Origin of the sequence: Pedococcus bigeumensis (genome assembly GCF_006438965.1) — a bacterium.
In the GTDB taxonomy this organism is placed as follows: domain Bacteria; phylum Actinomycetota; class Actinomycetes; order Actinomycetales; family Dermatophilaceae; genus Pedococcus; species Pedococcus bigeumensis_A.
Genome location: NZ_RCZM01000009.1, coordinates 1 through 16,050, shown reverse-complemented (window position 1 = coordinate 16,050; position 16,050 = coordinate 1). Strand labels below are relative to the sequence as shown.

Below are 16,050 nucleotides of genomic sequence, written 5' to 3'. Positions count from 1 at the left end.
CTTGAGTGCCGCCGAGCTCGTGGTTCGGGCGGCTCAGGGCGCGAAGGTCGTCAGGTTCCGCGGCTGCGGGAGCTGGTCCGGCGAGAGCCCCTCCCCGCCCCCCGACAACGCCACCACGGCGATGACGAAGGCGAGGGCCACGATGGTCATGACGACTGCGGTCCACGGACCGCTGTGGGGCGCGTGGACCGGGTGGAGATGGAGGTGAAGAGTCGTCGGCGACGGGTGCGTAGCCATGCCTCCATTGTGCCCCCAGCCGGGGTCCAGACGCACGTGCGTCAAGCGCGGTGGCGACCGACGCGCGTGCCTCTGGACCGCGAGTGTGTGGCTCAGGCCCCCTTGGCGGCGATGAACCCCTGCTCGAGGTCCGCGAGGATGTCGTCGATGTGCTCGATGCCGACGGCCAGACGCACCAGCCCCGGAGTCACGCCGGCCTTGAGACGGTCGCCGTCCGGTCCCTGCGAGTGGGTCGTCGAGGCGGGGTGGATCGCCAGCGACCGCACGTCCCCGATGTTCGCGACGTGGCTGTGCAGGACGAGCGACTCGACGAACCGGCGACCGGCTTCGACCCCGCCGGCGATCTCGAACGCCAGCACCGCGCCGGCCCCCCGCGGCGTGTACTTGGTGGCCTTCTCGTAGGACTCGTGGTCGGGCAGCGAGGCCCAGACGACCGACTCGACCTGCTCGTGGGCCTGCAGGAACGCCGCCACCTTGTGGGTGTTCTCGAGGTGCCGCTCGATGCGCAGGCTCAGCGTCTCGATGCCCTGCGCGATGAGGAAGGCGTTGAACGGTGAGATGGCCGGTCCCAGGTCGCGCAGCAGCTGCACGCGTGCCTTGAGGATGAACGCCAGGTTCGCGCCGAGCGGACTGCCCACACCGAGGTCCCGCGCGAACACCAGGCCGTGATAGCTCTCCTCCGGCGTGTTGTAGTTGGGGAACTTCTCCGGGTCGGCGCCGAAGTCGAACTTCCCCCCGTCGACGATCACGCCCGCGATCGAGGTGCCGTGGCCACCAAGGTATTTCGTCGCCGAGTGGACCACGATGTCGGCGCCCCACTCCAGCGGACGGATGAGGTAGGGGGTGGCGATCGTGTTGTCCACGACGAGCGGCACCCCGGCTTCGTGGGCGACGGCAGCGACGCCCTCGATGTCGAGCACCTCCGACTTCGGGTTCGAGATGGTCTCGCCGAAGAACAGCTTGGTGTTGGGCCGGACCGCCGCCTTCCACGACTCCAGGTCGTTCGGGTCCTCGACGAAGGACACCTCGATCCCGAACTTCGGGAGGGTGTGCTTCAGCAGGTTGAAGGTGCCGCCGTAGAGGCTGGGGCTCGCGACGACGTGGTCACCGGCCTCGGCGATGTTGAGGATGCTCAACGTCTCGGCCGCCTGGCCGGAGGCCACGAGCAGCGCACCGACGCCACCCTCCAGCGACGCGACGCGCTGCTCCACCGCGTCCTGCGTCGGGTTCATGATGCGGGTGTAGATGTTGCCGAACTCCTTGAGGGCAAACAGGTTTGCCGCGTGCTCGGTGTCCTTGAAGACGTATGACGTCGTCTGGTAGATCGGCAGGGCGCGGGCGCCAGTGGCGGCGTCCGGCTCCTGGCCGACGTGCACCTGGCGGGTCTCGAACGACCAGTTGGTGGAGCTCATCTCGGTGTCCTTCACTCTCGTATGCCGCGTGGGCGGCTCGTCGGGGCCCGTCACCGGGGGAGGCCAAGCCTGGGATCACTGACGCCACCGACGGAACGGTGCGGGACACGTGGTGGGTCTCCCGCGCTTGCGGACGGCAACGGTGCCGTTCGCCAGGTCTTCACCCGGGGCACCCCACCGCGGAGGAGGGTTGCCGGCCAGCGAGCCGGGGCTTGTCGCTGGCACTCATGACCTGCTCGCAGGCTACGCCGCGAGGGTGAGCGAACGGCATACCCATCTCTCATGGCGGACGGGGGGCGCGCGGCTCCGTCCTGCCACCAGGTCAGCGGCCACCCGGACGCGCGCCGGGGTCCGCGGCGGGACCGCGCGCAGCCGCCTCGTCGCGGGCCCGGGTCGCCGCCCCCGCCTCGTGCCCGACGTGTGCGTCGCGCCCGGCGCCGACCACCCCGACTCCGGCGGCGGTCGACTCCACCCCGATCCCGGCCAGGAACATCGTCCGCGACCTGGCGGGGTCCGCGGTGACGAGGGCCAGGTCGTCGAGCCACTTGTTGCGGAGCAGCACCTCGCCACGGCCGACGACCTGCTCCGCTGCCCAGTGCGCCGTCGCTGCGGGCGAGCCCGGTGACCGGGTGGCCCGGAAGGTCCGAGGTCTGGCCTGGGGGTGGGCGCGCCCGGCCCCGCGAACCCCACCGCCCACCCCGAGCCGGAGCCGCTGCCCGGTGTCGAGGCGGAGCAGCCGTCACCCCGTCCGGGTCCCGGTGGCGAGCGCCGCCGTGTTGGTCGCGAGCGCACCTCGCTTGAGCACCGCGGCGAGGGGGCCGGCGGCCGACGTTCCGGCCGACAGGGCGATGCGGCTCCAGTCACCGTCGCCGTAGCCGACCCTGATCACTGTGTCCGCGGCGACCTGGAGGCCGTCGCAGGCTCCCGCGACGACGCCCAGCGGCTTGAGCACCGGCACGAGCGCGAGCGTCCCCGCCACTCCCCCCACGTCGCCGGCCGCACGGCTGAGTCCGGTCAGCGCGTCGTACGCCCGCGAGTCGTCGAGCCCGTCCTGCACCAGCCGGTGCAGCACGGCGGCGCAGCGGCGGTCCGCCTCGGTGTAGCGGGCCCAGCCGGACGCGTGTCGGCGCTCGGCCCCTTCGACCCGCTCGAGCTGCTCGACCTCCAGCCGGTGCAACGGCTCAGCCGCGGCTCGCTGCACCGGGTCGGCGCCCTGTTCGGCCACCACGCGACGGTTGCCGAGGTCGACGGCCCGCACCCACGCGTCGTCACGCTCGGCCACCGCTGACGCGACCTCGTGCTGGGCCTCGGTCAGGGCGGCGGCGAGCGGTCGCAGGGCAACGGCGCACACCGCGTAGCGTCGCCCCACCGACGCCAGCAGCGATGCCGCAGTGCGGGACCGGGATGCGAACGCTGCCCCGGCGGGACTGACCCAGGTGGCGGTGCTCGGGTCGGCGAGCCCGCGCAGGGTGCTGGCCAAGGCCAGGAGGAGCTCTCCCTGCCCGGCCAACCGGTCGGCGAGCGCGTGCATCGTCACCGCGTCGCCCGGCAGCGGACGCAGGACCATTATCCCGCGTCGCCGTCGAGGGAGACAGCCACGCCGGACTCCACCCGCGCGTAGAGCCGACCGGCTCGTGTCGTCAGGGTGGCCAGGTCGCCGAGCTCACGACCCAGCACCTGTCGCTGGTGCTCGAAGTCGCCGAGCACCGAAGCCAGCGCCCCGGCACTGTCACCGGGGCCCAGGGCCCAGGCCTGTTCGGAGGTGCGCACCGCCTGCCACGCAAGGTCGTCGGCGACCTGCGCGAGCGCAGCCCCCAGCGCCTCGACGGTCTCAGCGCTCACCTCGATGCGAGTCATGGGTCGAGGTAGGAGGGCCCAGCAGTCGCCCCGCGCGGTTATCCACAGCCACCCGGACCGCTGCTTTCCGAGGGGTTGGTGGCCGCGTTCACGGTGGTTCGTGTTGTGATGGGTCCATGACCATTACGGGTGAGTACGTCGCCAGTCCCACGGGATGGGTCCGCAAGCAGGTCGACACCATCGAGTCGACCGGCACGACGCGTTCGGTGGCCATCCAGGGGCGTCGCGTCGTGTTGCTCACGATGCTCGGGGTGTCCGGCAAGGTGCGCAAGGTGCCGCTGATGCGCGTCGAGCACGACGGTGTGTATGCCGCGGTCGCCAGCCAGGGCGGGGCCACCGAGCATCCCAAGTGGTACGCCAACGTCCGGAAGAACCCCGTCCTCGACCTCCAGGACGACGACCGCACCTGGACCGTCCGGGCCCGCGAGCTCGAGGGCGCCGAGCGGGACGAGTGGTGGCCGCGCTGCGTCGAGGCCTTCCCGCCCTACGCCGAGTACCAGGTCAAGACGGACCGGCTGATCCCCGTGTTCGTCCTCGAACCGGTCGACCAGCCCGCCGAGTAGCGGACGTCAGCTGGAGCGGGTGCGCCGCAGCCAGAGCAGGCCGAGCACCGGCAACACGAGCGGGACGAAGCCGTAACCGGACCCGAAGTGCGACCACACCGTCTTGTCGGGGAAGGCGTCCTTGGCGAGGTAGGACGCAAGTCCCACGACCAGCACTCCCACGAGCTCGACGCTGATCGCGACCAGCGCCACGGCGCGCGAGGTGCGGTCGCCGCGGGCCAGCGCCACGGTTGCGACGAGGTAGATCAGCGCTGCGAGCGCCGACAGGACGTACGCGAGCGGCGCCCGGGAGAAGTACTCGGTGATCTGCAGGACCGAGCGGCCAGTGGCCGCCAGGGCGAGCAGCCCGTACACGGCGACGAGCACGACGCCCGGGCCGGACCGGGTCGACCTCGGGCCGTCGGTCGTCGCAGGGGGCGGCATGCCGGGAGCCGGCGGTCCGGAGGGGTTCTCAGCCACGAAGGTTCCAGATCTGTTGGAGGCGAGCGGTCATCACGGCGACGGCGAACGCCCCGACGGCGACGACCCCCATGGACCAGCGGGTCTTCTCCTTGAGCGCCAGGAACAACGCGGCGGGAGGCACGAACGGCAGCGTGATGGCGTATGCCGCGAACGTCGCCTGCTCGGCGCCGCCGCCGGGCACCCGCCCGAGGTGGACGAGGCAGACCACGAGCTGGACCAGCAGCCCCAGCTCGGTCACCCCAGCCACGAGCAGCAGGCGGTCGTCGACGACGAGGCTGCGCGCGGCATACCAGCCGGCGACGGCCATCAGGCACACCGCCGCGACGAGCACTACGACGGTCAGCGGGAAGAGCACGGCGGGAAGCCTACGCGAGGCCCCAGCGCTCCCGGTCAGGCCACCGCAGAGGGGGCCGTGGATGGCGCCAGCAACAGGTAGGACTGGGCTGCGAGCAGGACGACGATCGCCACCCACTTGCCGGGCGGCAGCTCGACCCCGTAGCGGACGCGGTCCAGGACGACCAGCCCGACCTGAAGCATGACGATCCACCCCGTCGTCACCAGCGCGAGCTCGGCGTACTGCAGCGACGAGGCGTAGACCCAGAAGAGCACGCCGAACGCGGCCAGCCCGACCAGCATCGGCACGGGTGAGCGGTGCTCGGCCCACTCCTTCGCGGCAAACGCCCCCAACAGGTCGAGCCCGGCGAGGGCGACCATCGCGATGGTCGCGACCAGCGCCCCCGGCCAGCCCTCGGGCGCTCTCAACATCGGCACGAAGTCGACGCTGCTCATGGCTCTACCCCACGTGTCCCCCCTGCACCCCTGGACGACCCGTGCAGCCGCCCACGTCCCAGTGTGGACGCACCACGACCGCCGCGGCATCAGTGGTTCTGCGTAAACCGGTGCCCGACGCGCCAGTACGTGGTCCGGCTGGCCCGGTTGCGGCCAGTTCCAGCCGAGCTCGGTCCAGCTGCGCTCAGGACGTGCTGGTGGCCTTGGGGGCCTTGCTCGTCGACCGCGGGTTCGGCGAGTGGCTGTCGGTGCTCGTGCCTGCAGATCCCGGGGGGGTCGTCGACGTGCTGGTCTTGGCGGACTTGCCCTTGCCCGGAGGGGTGGTCTGCGTGGGCGAGTTGGGGTTCGAGGTCTTCGCCGTCTTCGTCGGGGAGTTGGGGTTGGGTGCCGTCGTCGTGGGCGAGTGCGGGTTGGGGGTCCTGGTGGTGGTCGAGTGGGGGTTGGGCGTCTTGGGTGTCGTGGAGCCATCGGTGGTCGGCGACTCGGAGCCCTTGGTGGGCTTGGACACCAGGACCCCGGCGCAGTACGCCTCGACCTTGTCCGCCCCACCCGCTGTACCGGACAGGTTGCGGAAGGCGAGCGAGTGGTCGCGCGAGGTGCCCTTGGCCTTGTCGACAGCCCACGCGCGGCACAGGCCCGCAGCGGGACTCGCCGCCGTGTTGGGGCCCACTGCTGCCGTCGGCGGGGTCACCGGGTGGCTGCCCGGGTTCTCGGCCGTGCCGTTGTCCCGCACCTTGGGCGCGGGCGCGCCGACCGCCTCGTGCAGGGCCTGCTGCACCTGGTCCGGCAGGACCCCGACGTAGGCCGCTGCGCCGAGTCCGCCCAGCGAGATCGCCGACACCGACAGCGCCGTGACGGTGAGGATCGCGGTACGCGACCGCCTGGCCGCGGTGCCCACGGTCGCGCTGCGGAGCACCGGCACGTCGGTGCGCCGCCCGACCTGACCCCCGCGGATGTGGTCGCTCCGTCGCGAGCGCTCCCCGGGGAGGGGGCTGGACGAGTGGCCCACCGCGAACCTGCCTGAGCCCAGGCTGGAACCCATCGCGGAGCCCTGGCCGGAGTCAGCCCTGGAGGCTCCCCAGGAGCCGGTGCCCGAGGTCACGCCAGCGCCCAGGCCGATGGCGATGACCTTGGTCCGGTCCGACCGAGGCCGGCGAGCCAGCACCTTGCGGAAGGCACTCAGCGCCACCGGTTCGTCGGCGAGCTCCGCAAGGGTGGGCGGCGCGGCCAGCGACCAGGCGAGCAGCTCGACGTCGGTGCCGAGCCGCTCCAGGGCCCGCGTCTCCGCGCGTGCGATGTTCAGCTCGTCCACCCCGACGACATCGGCCACCGCACTGGTCGGCAGGCCCGCGCCGAGGTGGAGCACGACCACCTCGCCCTGCCCGAGAGGCAGCGCTCGCAGCGCCGTCAGGGTGTCGTTGATCCCGCGATGCGTCGGGTCGACGGCCTCGTCACCTTCGAGCAGCTCGTCGATGTCGATCTCGCCGTCACCCTGGACCTGGAGTCCCGGCAGCACCGTGACCGAACCCCACGCCCGCCGCAACGTGCTCTCCTCGGCCCGCTGGCGCGCGCACGCAAGCAACCACACCCGCCAGGCCAGCTCGTCGCCGGAGAACCCGGGCAGACCGCGAACCACCGTGATCCAGCCCTCGCACGCCTCGTCATAGGGATCGTCGTGCCCGACCACCCGCAGGTATCGGATCATCGCCGGGTTGGCATCACGCCAGAGCCGGACGAAGGCATCCTCTTCGCCGGCTTGGGCGGCGCGCAGGGTGCGCGCGAAGTCAGTTCCCAGCACGAAACCAGTATCGCGGCCCGGGTCGCGCCATCCCCTCATCCGTTTGGCCCAAGTCCCCGTTCGGGCAAACGTGGGGGGCGGCACGACCAGGAGCCCGGTATGCCGCCCCCACGCTGGTCAGGGCGCCGACGCCAGCTCGTGCGTGGGCACCGCAACAGACACCGCCGGACGAGCCGGCTCCTCACGGTGGCCGTGCCGCTCCCACCACCGGGCGAGCGGGCCGGGGGCGTACCAGTTCGCCCTGCCCAGCAAGCGCATCGTGGCCGGCACCAGGAGGGCCCGCACCACGGTGGCGTCGAGCAGGACCGCGACGAGCATGCCCACGCCGATCATCTTGAGAAAGACGATCCCGCTGGTGGCGAAGCCACCGATGACTACGGCCAGCAGCAGCGCCGCGCTGGTGATGATCCGCCCGGACCGCTGCACCCCGGCGGCGACGGCCCTGGTGTTGTCGCCGGTGCGGTCCCACTCCTCGCGCACCCGACTGAGGAGGAACACCTCGTAGTCCATCGAGAGCCCGAACAGGATGGCGAGCATGAGGATCGGCTGGGTCACGTCGAGGTACCCGGGCGAGGTGAAGCCGAACAGTCCGGCCAGGTGGCCCTCCTGGAAGATCCAGGTGACCACGCCGAACGACGCCGCGATGGACACCGCGTTCATCACGATCGCCTTGAGCGGCAGCACGACCGAGCCGAACGCGACGAACAGCAGGACGAGCATGACGGCGGCGACGGTAAGGGCCATCCACGGAAGGGTGTTGCCGATCGAGTCGATCAGGTCGACGGCGTCGGCAGTCGGTCCCCCGACCAGGGCGGTGGCTCCGGAGGGCGGCTCGACGGCGCGGATCTCCTTGACGACGTCCTGGCTCGCGCTGGTCTGCGAGTTGCCGAACCAGGTGGCCTGGACCAGCGTGAGCTGTTGCCCGTCAATGGATTTCGTCGCCACGGCCTGCGCCTGGGTGACGCCGGCAACCGACTTGAGGCTGGTCAGGTAGGTCGCCGCAGCGGTCTCGTCCGCGCCGCGCAGCATGATCGAGGCGGTCGAGGTCTCGCCGCCGAAGAGGTCCGCCTGCAGGTCCGCCGCCTGCCTGCTGGGCGAGCTGATCGGCAGGACGCGCTCGTCGACACTGCCCCACTTCGCCCCGAGGAACGGGCTGCCGAGGGCGAGCATGCCCACGACGATGACCACGAGGTAGGTGACCGGACGCCGCATCACGCTGTGCGCGACCCGAGCCCAGGCGCCGTGCACCACCTCGTGCTCGGAACCGTGCACCTCGTCGGGGGTGCGCGCGTCGGCGACGTGCGCGCGGGCGCCGCGGCGCCACGGCATACGGCCGAACTCGATGCGTGGGCCGAGCACACCCAGCAGGGCGGGCAGCACGGTGAGCGCCGCCAGCATGGCCACCAGCACGGCGGCCATCCCGCCGTAGCCCATGGAGCGCAGGAAGTTCTGCGGGAACAGCAGCAGCGAGGCGAGGGAGGCGGCCACGATCAGCCCGGAGAAGAGCACGGTGCGCCCGGCGGTGGTCATGGTGCGTACGACGGCAGCACGGACGCTGGCCTTGGAGGTGTCTGGTTGGTTCGCCAGCTCCTCCCGGAAGCGGCTGACGACGAACAACGCGTAGTCGATCGCCAGCCCCATGCCGAGCAGGGTGATCACGTTGATCGAGAAGATCGACACGTCCGTGACCCCGGTGATGAGGCGGACGACGGCGAAGGCTCCCATCACGGCGATCCCGCCGACGAGGGTGGGCGTCAGTGCCGAGACGAGGCTGCCGAAGATGAACAGGCTGAGGAGGAACACGATGGGCAGCGAGATCGACTCGGCCCGCGCGATGTCCTTGGAGACCTGCGTGTTGACGTCGCCGAAGACGGCCCAGCGCCCACCGATGCTGGTGCTAAGCCCAGTGGCGCCGAGGTGGTCCTTGACGGCGTCCCAGTTTTCGCTCTTGGCGTCCTGGCTGGCGCCGGCCAGCGTGACGATGACCCGGGTGGCGTGGCCGTCGCTGCTGACCAGCCCTGGCGACTTGGTGTCGTAGTAGGTCTGCGCGCCCGCGACATCCGACTTCGGCAGCGCGGCAAGCGTGTCGGTCACCGCGCTCCGAAAGGCGGGGTCCTCGACCCGCAGCGTGGGGCTGGAGTAGACCACCACCAGGTCGGTCTCCCGACCGGGGAAGGTCGCCTGCTCGAGGACGAGCTCCTTGGCCGAGTCGGTGGCCGGGTCGTCGAACCCGCCGTTGGAGAGGTTGCCAAACACCCCGATGCCGTATGCCGCGGCGGCCAGCACCACGGCGATGCCGCCGAGCAGGACCATCCAGGACCGCTGAGCGACGAACTGACCCCAACGCTGCATCCGAACCACTTCCCTTGCTACCCCATCACCAATGTTTACAGCAGTAACAGTGATGGGTGTAAACTAAGTTGTCAAGGGTTCATGGTTAACTCTGCATGACGGTAGGACAGACCGGACACAGCGCAGGACACCCAGCGCAGGACACGAGGGAGAAGGGCATCAGATGACGGCGGTTCCGACCCGGCGGGAACGGCAGCGGCAGGCGACCTTCGACGAGATCGTCGACGTCTCCCGCCTGCTGTTGCGCAACGGCGAGGACGTCTCCGTGCGGGCAGTCGCCCAGGAGATGGGCCTGACTCCCCCGGCGCTCTACCGCTACGTCGACAGCCACGCCGAGCTGATGATGCTCGTCGCCCGCTCGATCTTCGAAGACGTCGTCGCAGCGATGACCGTCGCCAGGGACGAGCAGGCCCCCGACGACCCCGCCGCCCAGGTCGTGGCGGCCTCGGCAGCCTTTCGCGCGTGGGCCCTGCGCAACCGCATCGAGTTCCAGATGGTGTTCGCGTCGGGGGCTTCGATGGAGATGGACGAGGCGGCGCGCGCCAAGGCGGCGCAGACGCCGGTGCAGATCACCTCGCTCGCAGACTGCCTTCCGCCCGACTCAGGCGTCCACCTGTTCGCCGCCTTCTTCAGCGAGATCTTCGGACGGCTGTGGTTGCGCTACCAGTTCGACATCCCCACCGACGACGAGCTGGACCCTGAGCTGCTCGAGATCCTGCGCAGCGAGATCAAGCCGACCGAGGTGACCGACGGCCTCGGCTCCCCCACCCCCGGGATGGTGTGGATGTTCGAACGCGCCTGGGCCCGGCTCTACGGCACGGTGACGCTCGAGGTGTTCGGGCACGTTCACCCCGGGATGATCAGCACCGGCGCGTTGTTCACCGCGACCATGCTCGACATCGGCGCCGACCTCAACATCACCGACGAGTGGCCGCGGCTGCAGGTCGTTGCCAGGGCCGAGGCGGAGCGCACGCCACCACGTCCTGAGCAGCCGTCCTGAGCAGCCGTCCTGAGCAGCCTCAGGAGGGGCGCTGGCGTTCGAAGGTGACGAGGACCCCTTCGGTGCCACCCGGCCCGATCCGCCCCTTGACCTCGACCGCCGTCACGGACTTGGCCTGCCAGCCCTTCTCGGCCCACTCGTTGAGCACCTTCTCCAGCTTGTCGGCGGACATCTTGCCGCCGATCAAGCCTTCGCGGACCTGGACCACCTTGTACTCGTACATGGCGGCAGCCTAGGACGTCCCGCCCGGCGTCATCCTGCGTTCGGCGGTCAGGACGCCTGGCTGAGCGGGTCGGGCAGGGCCTCGACACCATCGGGCGACGCGAGATAGAAGCCAAGCAGGCGGACCTTGTGTCGCGAGCAGGCCTCGATGGTTGCCTGGTGCCAGGCGCGGTCGTTGTCGGTCGGCATCAGCCCGCGACGTCGTCCCCGGCCGAGCAGGATCGCGCCATTGGCCTCACCGACCATCGGCAGCAGGAGGTCCAGCAGGCTCCGGACCTCGACGGCCGGCGCTTCGGGCGGCAGGTCGGACAGCACGATCGGCTGCACTCCCCGATCGCCTTCGTCGCACAACATGAGGGCAAGTGCACCGCTGCGACGCTCGTCGATGCCGAGGATCAGATCGACCACATCGGCTTGGACGGTGTTGTCCGTCAACGGAATCGTGCGCAGGTCCGGGGGAAGGTCTTCGTAGCTCATGCCCTGAATGCTGCCCGAACGCGCGCCCGCGCCCCGGAGTTATCCCCAGCCCGGCACGGTGCGAGCCGGGTCAGTTGCGGACGACGCGGCGCAACAGTCGCAGGTCGTCCCGGAGCCGCGGAGGTACCGGCAGGTGGAGGGACTTCAGCGCCTCTTCGTAGGCGATCATCGCCAGCACGTGGTGGCTGCGCGCGATCGCGAGCAGGTTGGCGTCCGACGGGGGACGCCGCTGGGCAGCGACCTCGGCCTGGGCCGTGGCCATCGCCTCATGGAGCTCGGCCAGCAGTGCCCGGCCAGAGAGGGACAACCGCCGCTCCGGGACCAGCGGAGCACTCGTCGCACCTGCTTGCGTCAGCACCGTGTCATCGCCCCATCGCGACGGACCATGCGCCACCCGGCTGGGTTCGGCCACCGTCGTCAGCCCTCACAGTACGCCCCTTCTGCGGGCCAACCGGGCAGATCCGGCAACCCCACGGCATACCCGGGCCAGTGCCGCACCGCGGCCGGACGCGACGCGGGCTAGCGTGGTTGGCGTGACGCTCGACGACATCGACCAGTTCGCCACGTCACTGCCCGGCTGCAAGCGCAAGGGCCACCCGGGACGGGTCGCGTGGTACGTCGACGACCGGCTCGTGGTGCGTCAGGACGAGCCGGGCACGGTGCTGGTCCGGGTCGGTTTCGAGGACCGCGAACGCCTCCTCGACGCGCATCCCGACACCTTTGGTGTGCCTCCTCGCTGGGAGGCGCACAGGAAGGTGCAGGCCGACCTCGACGGCGACGACGACGCCATCCGTGAGGCGATCCGGCTGGCCTGGGCTGCCCAGCGCCGCTGAGGCGCAGGTCGTCCGCCGCAGCGGCCGCGCTCACGCGTTTTCCCACGTCACGGGCACCACGTTCGGTCAGCTTCGCCTCAGACGAACGGACCAGGTCGGCGCCAAGGCGTCCGTGGTCACGACAGCGTCCTCCTACGTTCGTCCTCGTGAAGAACTCGCCCGTTACCTCCGGTCAGGGCACCACTGACCCGTATGCCGCGTGGTGCCAGTGCGGGACCCCGCTCGCCGATGGCGAGCACCGGATGTGCGCCGGTGACTCCGCAGTCCTCCACAGTGCTCGCGTCGAGGCCCGTGCCGACCTGCTGCTCAGCCGGATGCGCGCCATCCAGCTGATGGGGACGATGAACGGCGCGCTCCGACCCCTGTCTGCCACCCCGCTGCGCTGAACGACGGGCCACCCCGCCACCCACCTCACTACGTGACGGAACAGGCGTCAGCCACTGGTGACGGGGCCGCGCGGTGCGCCGCTCGCCAGGATCGCTGAGGTGAGCGCCTTGGCCGGTTCGGCCGGAGCCTGGCGGTTCGTCAACAGCATGAGGTCGAGGTGCGGCAGCTTCGGCAGGCCGCTGGAGGCAGGCACCTCGACCAGGTCCGGCGGCATGAGCGTGCGCGCCATGGCGGCGATGCCCAGGCCCGCGCGCACCGCGGCCAGGACGCCGTTGACGCCACGGACCGTGCAGGTGATCCGGCTGCGGCGGCCGACCCGTTCGAGGGCCTGCACGCTGACGGCCCGGCTGAGGCTCGGAGCCTGGTAGACGACGAGCGGGACCGGCTGGTCGGGGTCCACCCGGGCACCGTCCACTCCCGCCCACACCAGCTGGTCGCGGCGGACGAGCTGCCCCCGGGCCAGGGTCGAGGTGCCGGCGTTGCGCTTGACGAAGGCGACGTCGAGGTGGCCCGACTCGATGCGCCGCAGCAGCCCGTCGTTCTGCAGGACGGCGAGCTCGAGGTCGATCCGCGGGTAGAGCTGGCGGAAGTCGCGCAGGATCCGCGGCAGCGGTGTCAGCGCCAGGTCGTCGGTCACCCCGAAGCGGAGCCGCCCGGCGAGGTGCGAGCCGGTGAAGTAGCCGACCGCGCGCTCCTGCGCCGCCAGGATCTCGCGGGCGAACCCGGCCATCGCCTCGCCGTCGGAGGTCAGCGCGACGCTGCGGGTGTCACGGACGAACAAGGGTCGCCCGACCGCCTCCTCTAGCCGGCGCACGTGCTGGCTGACGGTGGGCTGGCGGATCCCGAGGGCCTCGGCGGCCCGGGTGAAGCTCAGCGACTGGGTCACGGCGAGGAAGGTGCGCAGCAGCTCCGGTTCGTACACGACAGGTCCTCTGGGTGGCGACTGGTGTCACTCGCGAGCAGTCATTGCGCATCGCAATGACACTTATATTACTCATTCTGTCCCAGAATATCGCGATCGACCGGGTGTTGCGCCCACACTGGACGTGAACGCAACCAACCCATACGCGAAACTGTCCAGGACGATTCATGAGCTCCACCGCTGCCAACACTGTCCACCTCTCTGATCCCGCACTCCCCCAACATGTTTCACGCACCTTTCCCTCCCTCGCCAACCGCAACTTCCGGTTGCTGCTGTCCGGCCTGCTGATCTCGGGGACCGGTGGCTGGATCCAGCGCATCGCCCAGGACTGGCTGGTCCTGACGCTGACCGACAGCCCCACCGCAGTCGGCATCACGACGGCCTGCCAGTTCCTGCCGACGCTGGCATTTGGCCTTCACAGCGGCCTGCTCGCCGACCGGTTCCCGAAACGGGCCATCCTCCTCACCACCCAGGTGGCGATGTCCTTGACCGCAGGGGTGCTGGCACTGCTCACCCTGAGTGGGCGGATCGAGGTGTGGCACGTCTTCCTGCTCGCCGGCGTCCTCGGCGTCGTGACCGCGGTCGACAACCCCGTGCGCCAGTCGTTCGTCTCCGAGGTCGTCGAAGGGCCGCAGCTGCCCAACGCGATCAGCCTCGTGTCCTGCACGTTCCAGATCGGCGCGATGGCGGGTCCGGTCATCGGCGGTGTGCTGATGAGCACCGTCGGGGCGGGCTACGCGTTCGCGGTCAACGCCCTCACTTTTGTTGCACCGGTCACTGCGCTCCTGCTCATGCGAGGCACGCAGCGCGCTCGCTCGGCCCCAGTGCGGAGCAAGCCCGCGGCCGATGCCGCCGAGACCCTGGGCGCGGAGCCCGCCACGCCGGGTATCCGCGAGGGCCTGCACTACGCGCTCCGCACGCCAACGGTCCTGTGGCCGGTGGTCATGGTCGGCGCGTTCGGCTTCTTCACGATCAGCCTGCCCGTCACCCTGGCGGCGTTCGCCAAGGACGAGTTCCACTCCGGCGCGAGCGGCCTCGGTCTGCTCAACGGTGTCGTGGCCGTCGGCGCCCTCGCCGGCGCCCTGACCACCGCTCGGCGGAGCAAGCCGCTGCGGCTGCGGACCGTGGGTCTGGCCGCCTGGGCGCTGGCCTCCGCGATGCTCCTCGCGGCCGCAGCGCCCAACCAGATCTCGTTCACTCTCCTGCTCGTCCTGGTCGGTGCCGCGAACCTCGGCTTCCTCACCTCGGCCCAGTCGCTCGTCCAGCTCGCGACCGCCGACCACCTCCGCGGCAGGATCGTAGGCCTCTACATGTTGGTGTTCATCGGCAGTGGTGCCCTGGGCGGCCCGGTGGTGGGCCTGCTCGCCGAACACTTCGGCCCCCGCATCGGTCTGCTCGTGTCGGGCGTCGTGCCGGCAGTGGTGACGATCCTCGTCTGCCGCCACCTCGCCCACGCGGCGTCCCTCCGGATCGGCCTGACCGCCTTCTCGGTGCGCGTCGTCCGCCCGTCGCTCCTCCCCCGCAGCTGACTTCCTTCGACGCTGCGCTCCCTCGCACGGCCGTCCCAGTGCCGACCTCTCGGCCAGCACCGCAGGCGTCGACCGGAACATGCCTTCGCCCGGCAAACGGGCCAAGGAATGAGCGGCTGTCCATTCGTCGCCGCCCCGTCCGTTCGACCCAGAGAGCCGTGACACCAGCACTCGAGGGATGTCACTGCGCCACGATGCGACGGAACGGCAGGGCTTCGGCCCCGTCGGTGGTGGCGGGGTGTGGGGCGCGGTCATGGTCGGGGTGGTCTTGAGTTGGCGTCCCCACGATCGGTCGAGCTGTGGTTGGCAGCGCGCCGTTCTGGACGGCCTTTGCCCAGGCTCGGCTCGCTCGATGCGCCGATCCCAGTGCGGGCCGGTGCCGCTGTTCGAGAGGTGGTTGCTGGGCCGGTTCGGATGGGCGGGCTGGTGGGGCGGAGCTGGGCGAGGTGGGTGTCGTAGGAGCCGTAGGTGAGGTCCCAGTGCACCTGTGGGCCGTGGGGGCCTTCGATGACGGCTCCGGTGTAGCGCTCGCGGTGCACGACGGTGTGGTGGGCGCGGCAGAGCAGGGCGGCGTTGTTGATGTCGGTGGGTCCGCCGTCGAGCCAGTGGACCAGGTGGTGGGCGTCGGTCCAGGCGGCTGGTTTGGAGCAGCCGGGGAAGGTGCAGTGCCCGTCGCGTAGCCACAGGTGGCGGATCTGGGCTCGGTCGAAGAGCCGCCGGCCCATGCCTTGGTCGAGGAGTTCCGCGTTGCTGCCCAGTACGACCGGGATGAGCTGGGCGTCGCACGCCAGCCGGCGGACGGTGTCGGTGGTCAGGATGTCTCCGGCCATGGTGAGGCCAGCCCCGCGGCAGCGTCCCTGCAACACCTCCAGCCCGATGGTCACGACCAGGCTGGTCTTGGCCTGTCGCGGCACACCTTCTGGGGCGCCCACCGCCCGGCTGACCAGGTCCAGCAGGGCGTCCGCCCGACGTGCTTGGGCGGTGCGCGGGTCGTGCGCGCCGGTGTCGGCGCCGGTGTTGGCGTCGGGTCGCGGTTTGGCCAGTGCGTCGACGGCGGTGTCGAGGATCGCGGCGCCCTCTTCGTCCAGGATCAGGGTGTAGCGGCTCAGCCCGAGCGGGCCCGGGCCTTTGACCAGTGACCGGTGCGCCCGTCGGAGGTCGGCGTCGTGCTCGACCAACCGGTCCGGGCGCATCACCTGTCCGGCGTGCC

Annotated in this window: 20 protein-coding genes and 1 riboswitch; of the genes, 5 read left to right on the top strand and 15 right to left on the bottom strand. The window is 70.8% G+C overall.

Translation table 11 applies throughout. The annotated features are described in order from the left end of the window. Positions 1-33: 33 nt before the first annotated feature. From EAH86_RS19610 to EAH86_RS19590, 5 genes are all read right to left on the bottom strand, one after another. Positions 34-237 carry a hypothetical protein gene (locus EAH86_RS19610; RefSeq protein WP_140743941.1) on the bottom strand — a complete coding sequence of 68 codons (204 nt, stop codon included), beginning with the start codon at positions 235-237 and terminating at the stop codon, positions 34-36. Between the two features lie 92 nt (positions 238-329). Beyond that, complete coding sequence (locus EAH86_RS19605) at positions 330-1,649, bottom strand: bifunctional o-acetylhomoserine/o-acetylserine sulfhydrylase (RefSeq protein ID WP_140743939.1); 1,320 nt, start codon at positions 1,647-1,649, stop codon at positions 330-332. Between the two features lie 118 nt (positions 1,650-1,767). Beyond that, positions 1,768-1,882: riboswitch (SAM riboswitch) on the bottom strand. A gap of 89 nt (positions 1,883-1,971) precedes the next feature. Next, the gene (locus tag EAH86_RS19600; protein WP_140743937.1) at positions 1,972-2,346 is read right to left on the bottom strand and encodes a hypothetical protein; all 375 of its coding nucleotides are present in this window, start codon (positions 2,344-2,346) and stop codon (positions 1,972-1,974) included. Positions 2,347-2,388: 42 nt separating this feature from the next. After that, positions 2,389-3,216: a hypothetical protein gene (locus tag EAH86_RS19595; RefSeq protein ID WP_140743935.1), complete on the bottom strand. Its 828-nt coding sequence runs from the start codon at positions 3,214-3,216 to the stop codon at positions 2,389-2,391. Next, positions 3,216-3,506, bottom strand: a complete 291-nt coding sequence (locus tag EAH86_RS19590) for a hypothetical protein (RefSeq protein ID WP_140743933.1) — start codon at positions 3,504-3,506, stop codon at positions 3,216-3,218. Before EAH86_RS19590 ends, EAH86_RS19595 begins: the two co-directional genes overlap by 1 nt. A 116-nt stretch (positions 3,507-3,622) precedes the next feature. On the opposite strand from EAH86_RS19590, the gene EAH86_RS19585 reads away from it, so the two are divergent. Then, a complete protein-coding gene (locus tag EAH86_RS19585) occupies positions 3,623-4,069 on the top strand; it encodes a nitroreductase family deazaflavin-dependent oxidoreductase (protein WP_140743931.1) in 447 nt (148 codons plus the stop codon). Positions 4,070-4,075: 6 nt separating this feature from the next. On the opposite strand, the gene EAH86_RS19580 is transcribed toward EAH86_RS19585, so the two are convergent. The 5 genes from EAH86_RS19580 to EAH86_RS19565 all read right to left on the bottom strand — a co-directional run bounded on the left by EAH86_RS19580 (position 4,076) and on the right by EAH86_RS19565 (position 9,470). Then, positions 4,076-4,492 carry a hypothetical protein gene (locus tag EAH86_RS19580; RefSeq protein ID WP_140744063.1) on the bottom strand — a complete coding sequence of 139 codons (417 nt, stop codon included), beginning with the start codon at positions 4,490-4,492 and terminating at the stop codon, positions 4,076-4,078. Positions 4,493-4,520: 28 nt separating this feature from the next. After that, positions 4,521-4,886, bottom strand: a complete 366-nt coding sequence (locus EAH86_RS19575; protein ID WP_170212832.1) for a hypothetical protein — start codon at positions 4,884-4,886, stop codon at positions 4,521-4,523. A 35-nt stretch (positions 4,887-4,921) separates the two neighbouring features. Next, a complete protein-coding gene (locus tag EAH86_RS20365) occupies positions 4,922-5,320 on the bottom strand; it encodes a hypothetical protein (RefSeq protein WP_161988723.1) in 399 nt (132 codons plus the stop codon). A 184-nt stretch (positions 5,321-5,504) separates the two neighbouring features. After that, positions 5,505-7,118 carry an RNA polymerase sigma factor gene (locus tag EAH86_RS20360; protein ID WP_161988722.1) on the bottom strand — a complete coding sequence of 538 codons (1,614 nt, stop codon included), beginning with the start codon at positions 7,116-7,118 and terminating at the stop codon, positions 5,505-5,507. Positions 7,119-7,235: 117 nt separating this feature from the next. Beyond that, positions 7,236-9,470, bottom strand: a complete 2,235-nt coding sequence (locus tag EAH86_RS19565; protein WP_140743927.1) for an MMPL family transporter — start codon at positions 9,468-9,470, stop codon at positions 7,236-7,238. 163 nt (positions 9,471-9,633) lie between these two features. On the opposite strand from EAH86_RS19565, the gene EAH86_RS19560 reads away from it, so the two are divergent. Then, positions 9,634-10,470 (top strand): TetR/AcrR family transcriptional regulator, encoded by an 837-nt coding sequence (locus EAH86_RS19560; protein WP_140743925.1) that lies wholly within the window; start codon positions 9,634-9,636, stop codon positions 10,468-10,470. A 19-nt stretch (positions 10,471-10,489) separates the two neighbouring features. On the opposite strand, the gene EAH86_RS19555 is transcribed toward EAH86_RS19560, so the two are convergent. The 3 genes from EAH86_RS19555 to EAH86_RS19545 form a co-directional block, all read right to left on the bottom strand. Next, complete coding sequence (locus EAH86_RS19555) at positions 10,490-10,693, bottom strand: DUF4177 domain-containing protein (protein ID WP_140743923.1); 204 nt, start codon at positions 10,691-10,693, stop codon at positions 10,490-10,492. Between the two features lie 47 nt (positions 10,694-10,740). Then, on the bottom strand, positions 10,741-11,169 hold the full coding sequence (locus tag EAH86_RS19550) for a hypothetical protein (protein WP_140743921.1): 429 nt from the start codon (positions 11,167-11,169) through the stop codon (positions 10,741-10,743). A gap of 70 nt (positions 11,170-11,239) precedes the next feature. Then, positions 11,240-11,581, bottom strand: coding sequence for a hypothetical protein (locus EAH86_RS19545; RefSeq protein WP_140743919.1), 342 nt, complete (start codon positions 11,579-11,581; stop codon positions 11,240-11,242). Between the two features lie 121 nt (positions 11,582-11,702). Between EAH86_RS19545 and EAH86_RS19540 the strand changes: the two genes are divergently transcribed. Both EAH86_RS19540 and EAH86_RS19535 read left to right on the top strand, forming a co-directional pair. Continuing rightward, the gene (locus EAH86_RS19540) at positions 11,703-12,002 is read left to right on the top strand and encodes an MmcQ/YjbR family DNA-binding protein (RefSeq protein WP_140743917.1); all 300 of its coding nucleotides are present in this window, start codon (positions 11,703-11,705) and stop codon (positions 12,000-12,002) included. Positions 12,003-12,148: 146 nt separating this feature from the next. Beyond that, positions 12,149-12,388 carry a hypothetical protein gene (locus EAH86_RS19535; protein WP_140743915.1) on the top strand — a complete coding sequence of 80 codons (240 nt, stop codon included), beginning with the start codon at positions 12,149-12,151 and terminating at the stop codon, positions 12,386-12,388. 47 nt (positions 12,389-12,435) lie between these two features. Here EAH86_RS19535 and EAH86_RS19530 read toward each other — a convergent pair whose 3' ends face one another. Then, positions 12,436-13,311 carry a LysR substrate-binding domain-containing protein gene (locus EAH86_RS19530; protein WP_140743913.1) on the bottom strand — a complete coding sequence of 292 codons (876 nt, stop codon included), beginning with the start codon at positions 13,309-13,311 and terminating at the stop codon, positions 12,436-12,438. Positions 13,312-13,478: 167 nt separating this feature from the next. On the opposite strand from EAH86_RS19530, the gene EAH86_RS19525 reads away from it, so the two are divergent. Further along, positions 13,479-14,840, top strand: a complete 1,362-nt coding sequence (locus EAH86_RS19525; RefSeq protein ID WP_140743911.1) for an MFS transporter — start codon at positions 13,479-13,481, stop codon at positions 14,838-14,840. A 251-nt stretch (positions 14,841-15,091) separates the two neighbouring features. Here EAH86_RS19525 and EAH86_RS19520 read toward each other — a convergent pair. Next, positions 15,092-16,050: HNH endonuclease signature motif containing protein (locus EAH86_RS19520; RefSeq protein ID WP_140743909.1), on the bottom strand; the 959-nt coding region annotated here is incomplete at its 5' end.

Bases quoted from the DNA above. Each gene is read 5' to 3' on its own strand.
- EAH86_RS19610 (WP_140743941.1), bottom strand. From the start codon at position 237: ATGGCTACGCACCCGTCGCCGACGACTCTTCACCTCCATCTCCACCCG.
- EAH86_RS19605 (WP_140743939.1), bottom strand. From the start codon at position 1,649: ATGAGCTCCACCAACTGGTCGTTCGAGACCCGCCAGGTGCACGTCGGC.
- EAH86_RS19595 (WP_140743935.1), bottom strand. From the start codon at position 3,216: ATGGTCCTGCGTCCGCTGCCGGGCGACGCGGTGACGATGCACGCGCTC.
- EAH86_RS19590 (WP_140743933.1), bottom strand. From the start codon at position 3,506: ATGACTCGCATCGAGGTGAGCGCTGAGACCGTCGAGGCGCTGGGGGCT.
- EAH86_RS19585 (WP_140743931.1), top strand. From the start codon at position 3,623: ATGACCATTACGGGTGAGTACGTCGCCAGTCCCACGGGATGGGTCCGC.
- EAH86_RS19580 (WP_140744063.1), bottom strand. From the start codon at position 4,492: ATGCCGCCCCCTGCGACGACCGACGGCCCGAGGTCGACCCGGTCCGGC.
- EAH86_RS20365 (WP_161988723.1), bottom strand. From the start codon at position 5,320: ATGAGCAGCGTCGACTTCGTGCCGATGTTGAGAGCGCCCGAGGGCTGG.
- EAH86_RS19565 (WP_140743927.1), bottom strand. From the start codon at position 9,470: ATGCAGCGTTGGGGTCAGTTCGTCGCTCAGCGGTCCTGGATGGTCCTG.
- EAH86_RS19560 (WP_140743925.1), top strand. From the start codon at position 9,634: ATGACGGCGGTTCCGACCCGGCGGGAACGGCAGCGGCAGGCGACCTTC.
- EAH86_RS19555 (WP_140743923.1), bottom strand. From the start codon at position 10,693: ATGTACGAGTACAAGGTGGTCCAGGTCCGCGAAGGCTTGATCGGCGGC.
- EAH86_RS19550 (WP_140743921.1), bottom strand. From the start codon at position 11,169: ATGAGCTACGAAGACCTTCCCCCGGACCTGCGCACGATTCCGTTGACG.
- EAH86_RS19525 (WP_140743911.1), top strand. From the start codon at position 13,479: ATGAGCTCCACCGCTGCCAACACTGTCCACCTCTCTGATCCCGCACTC.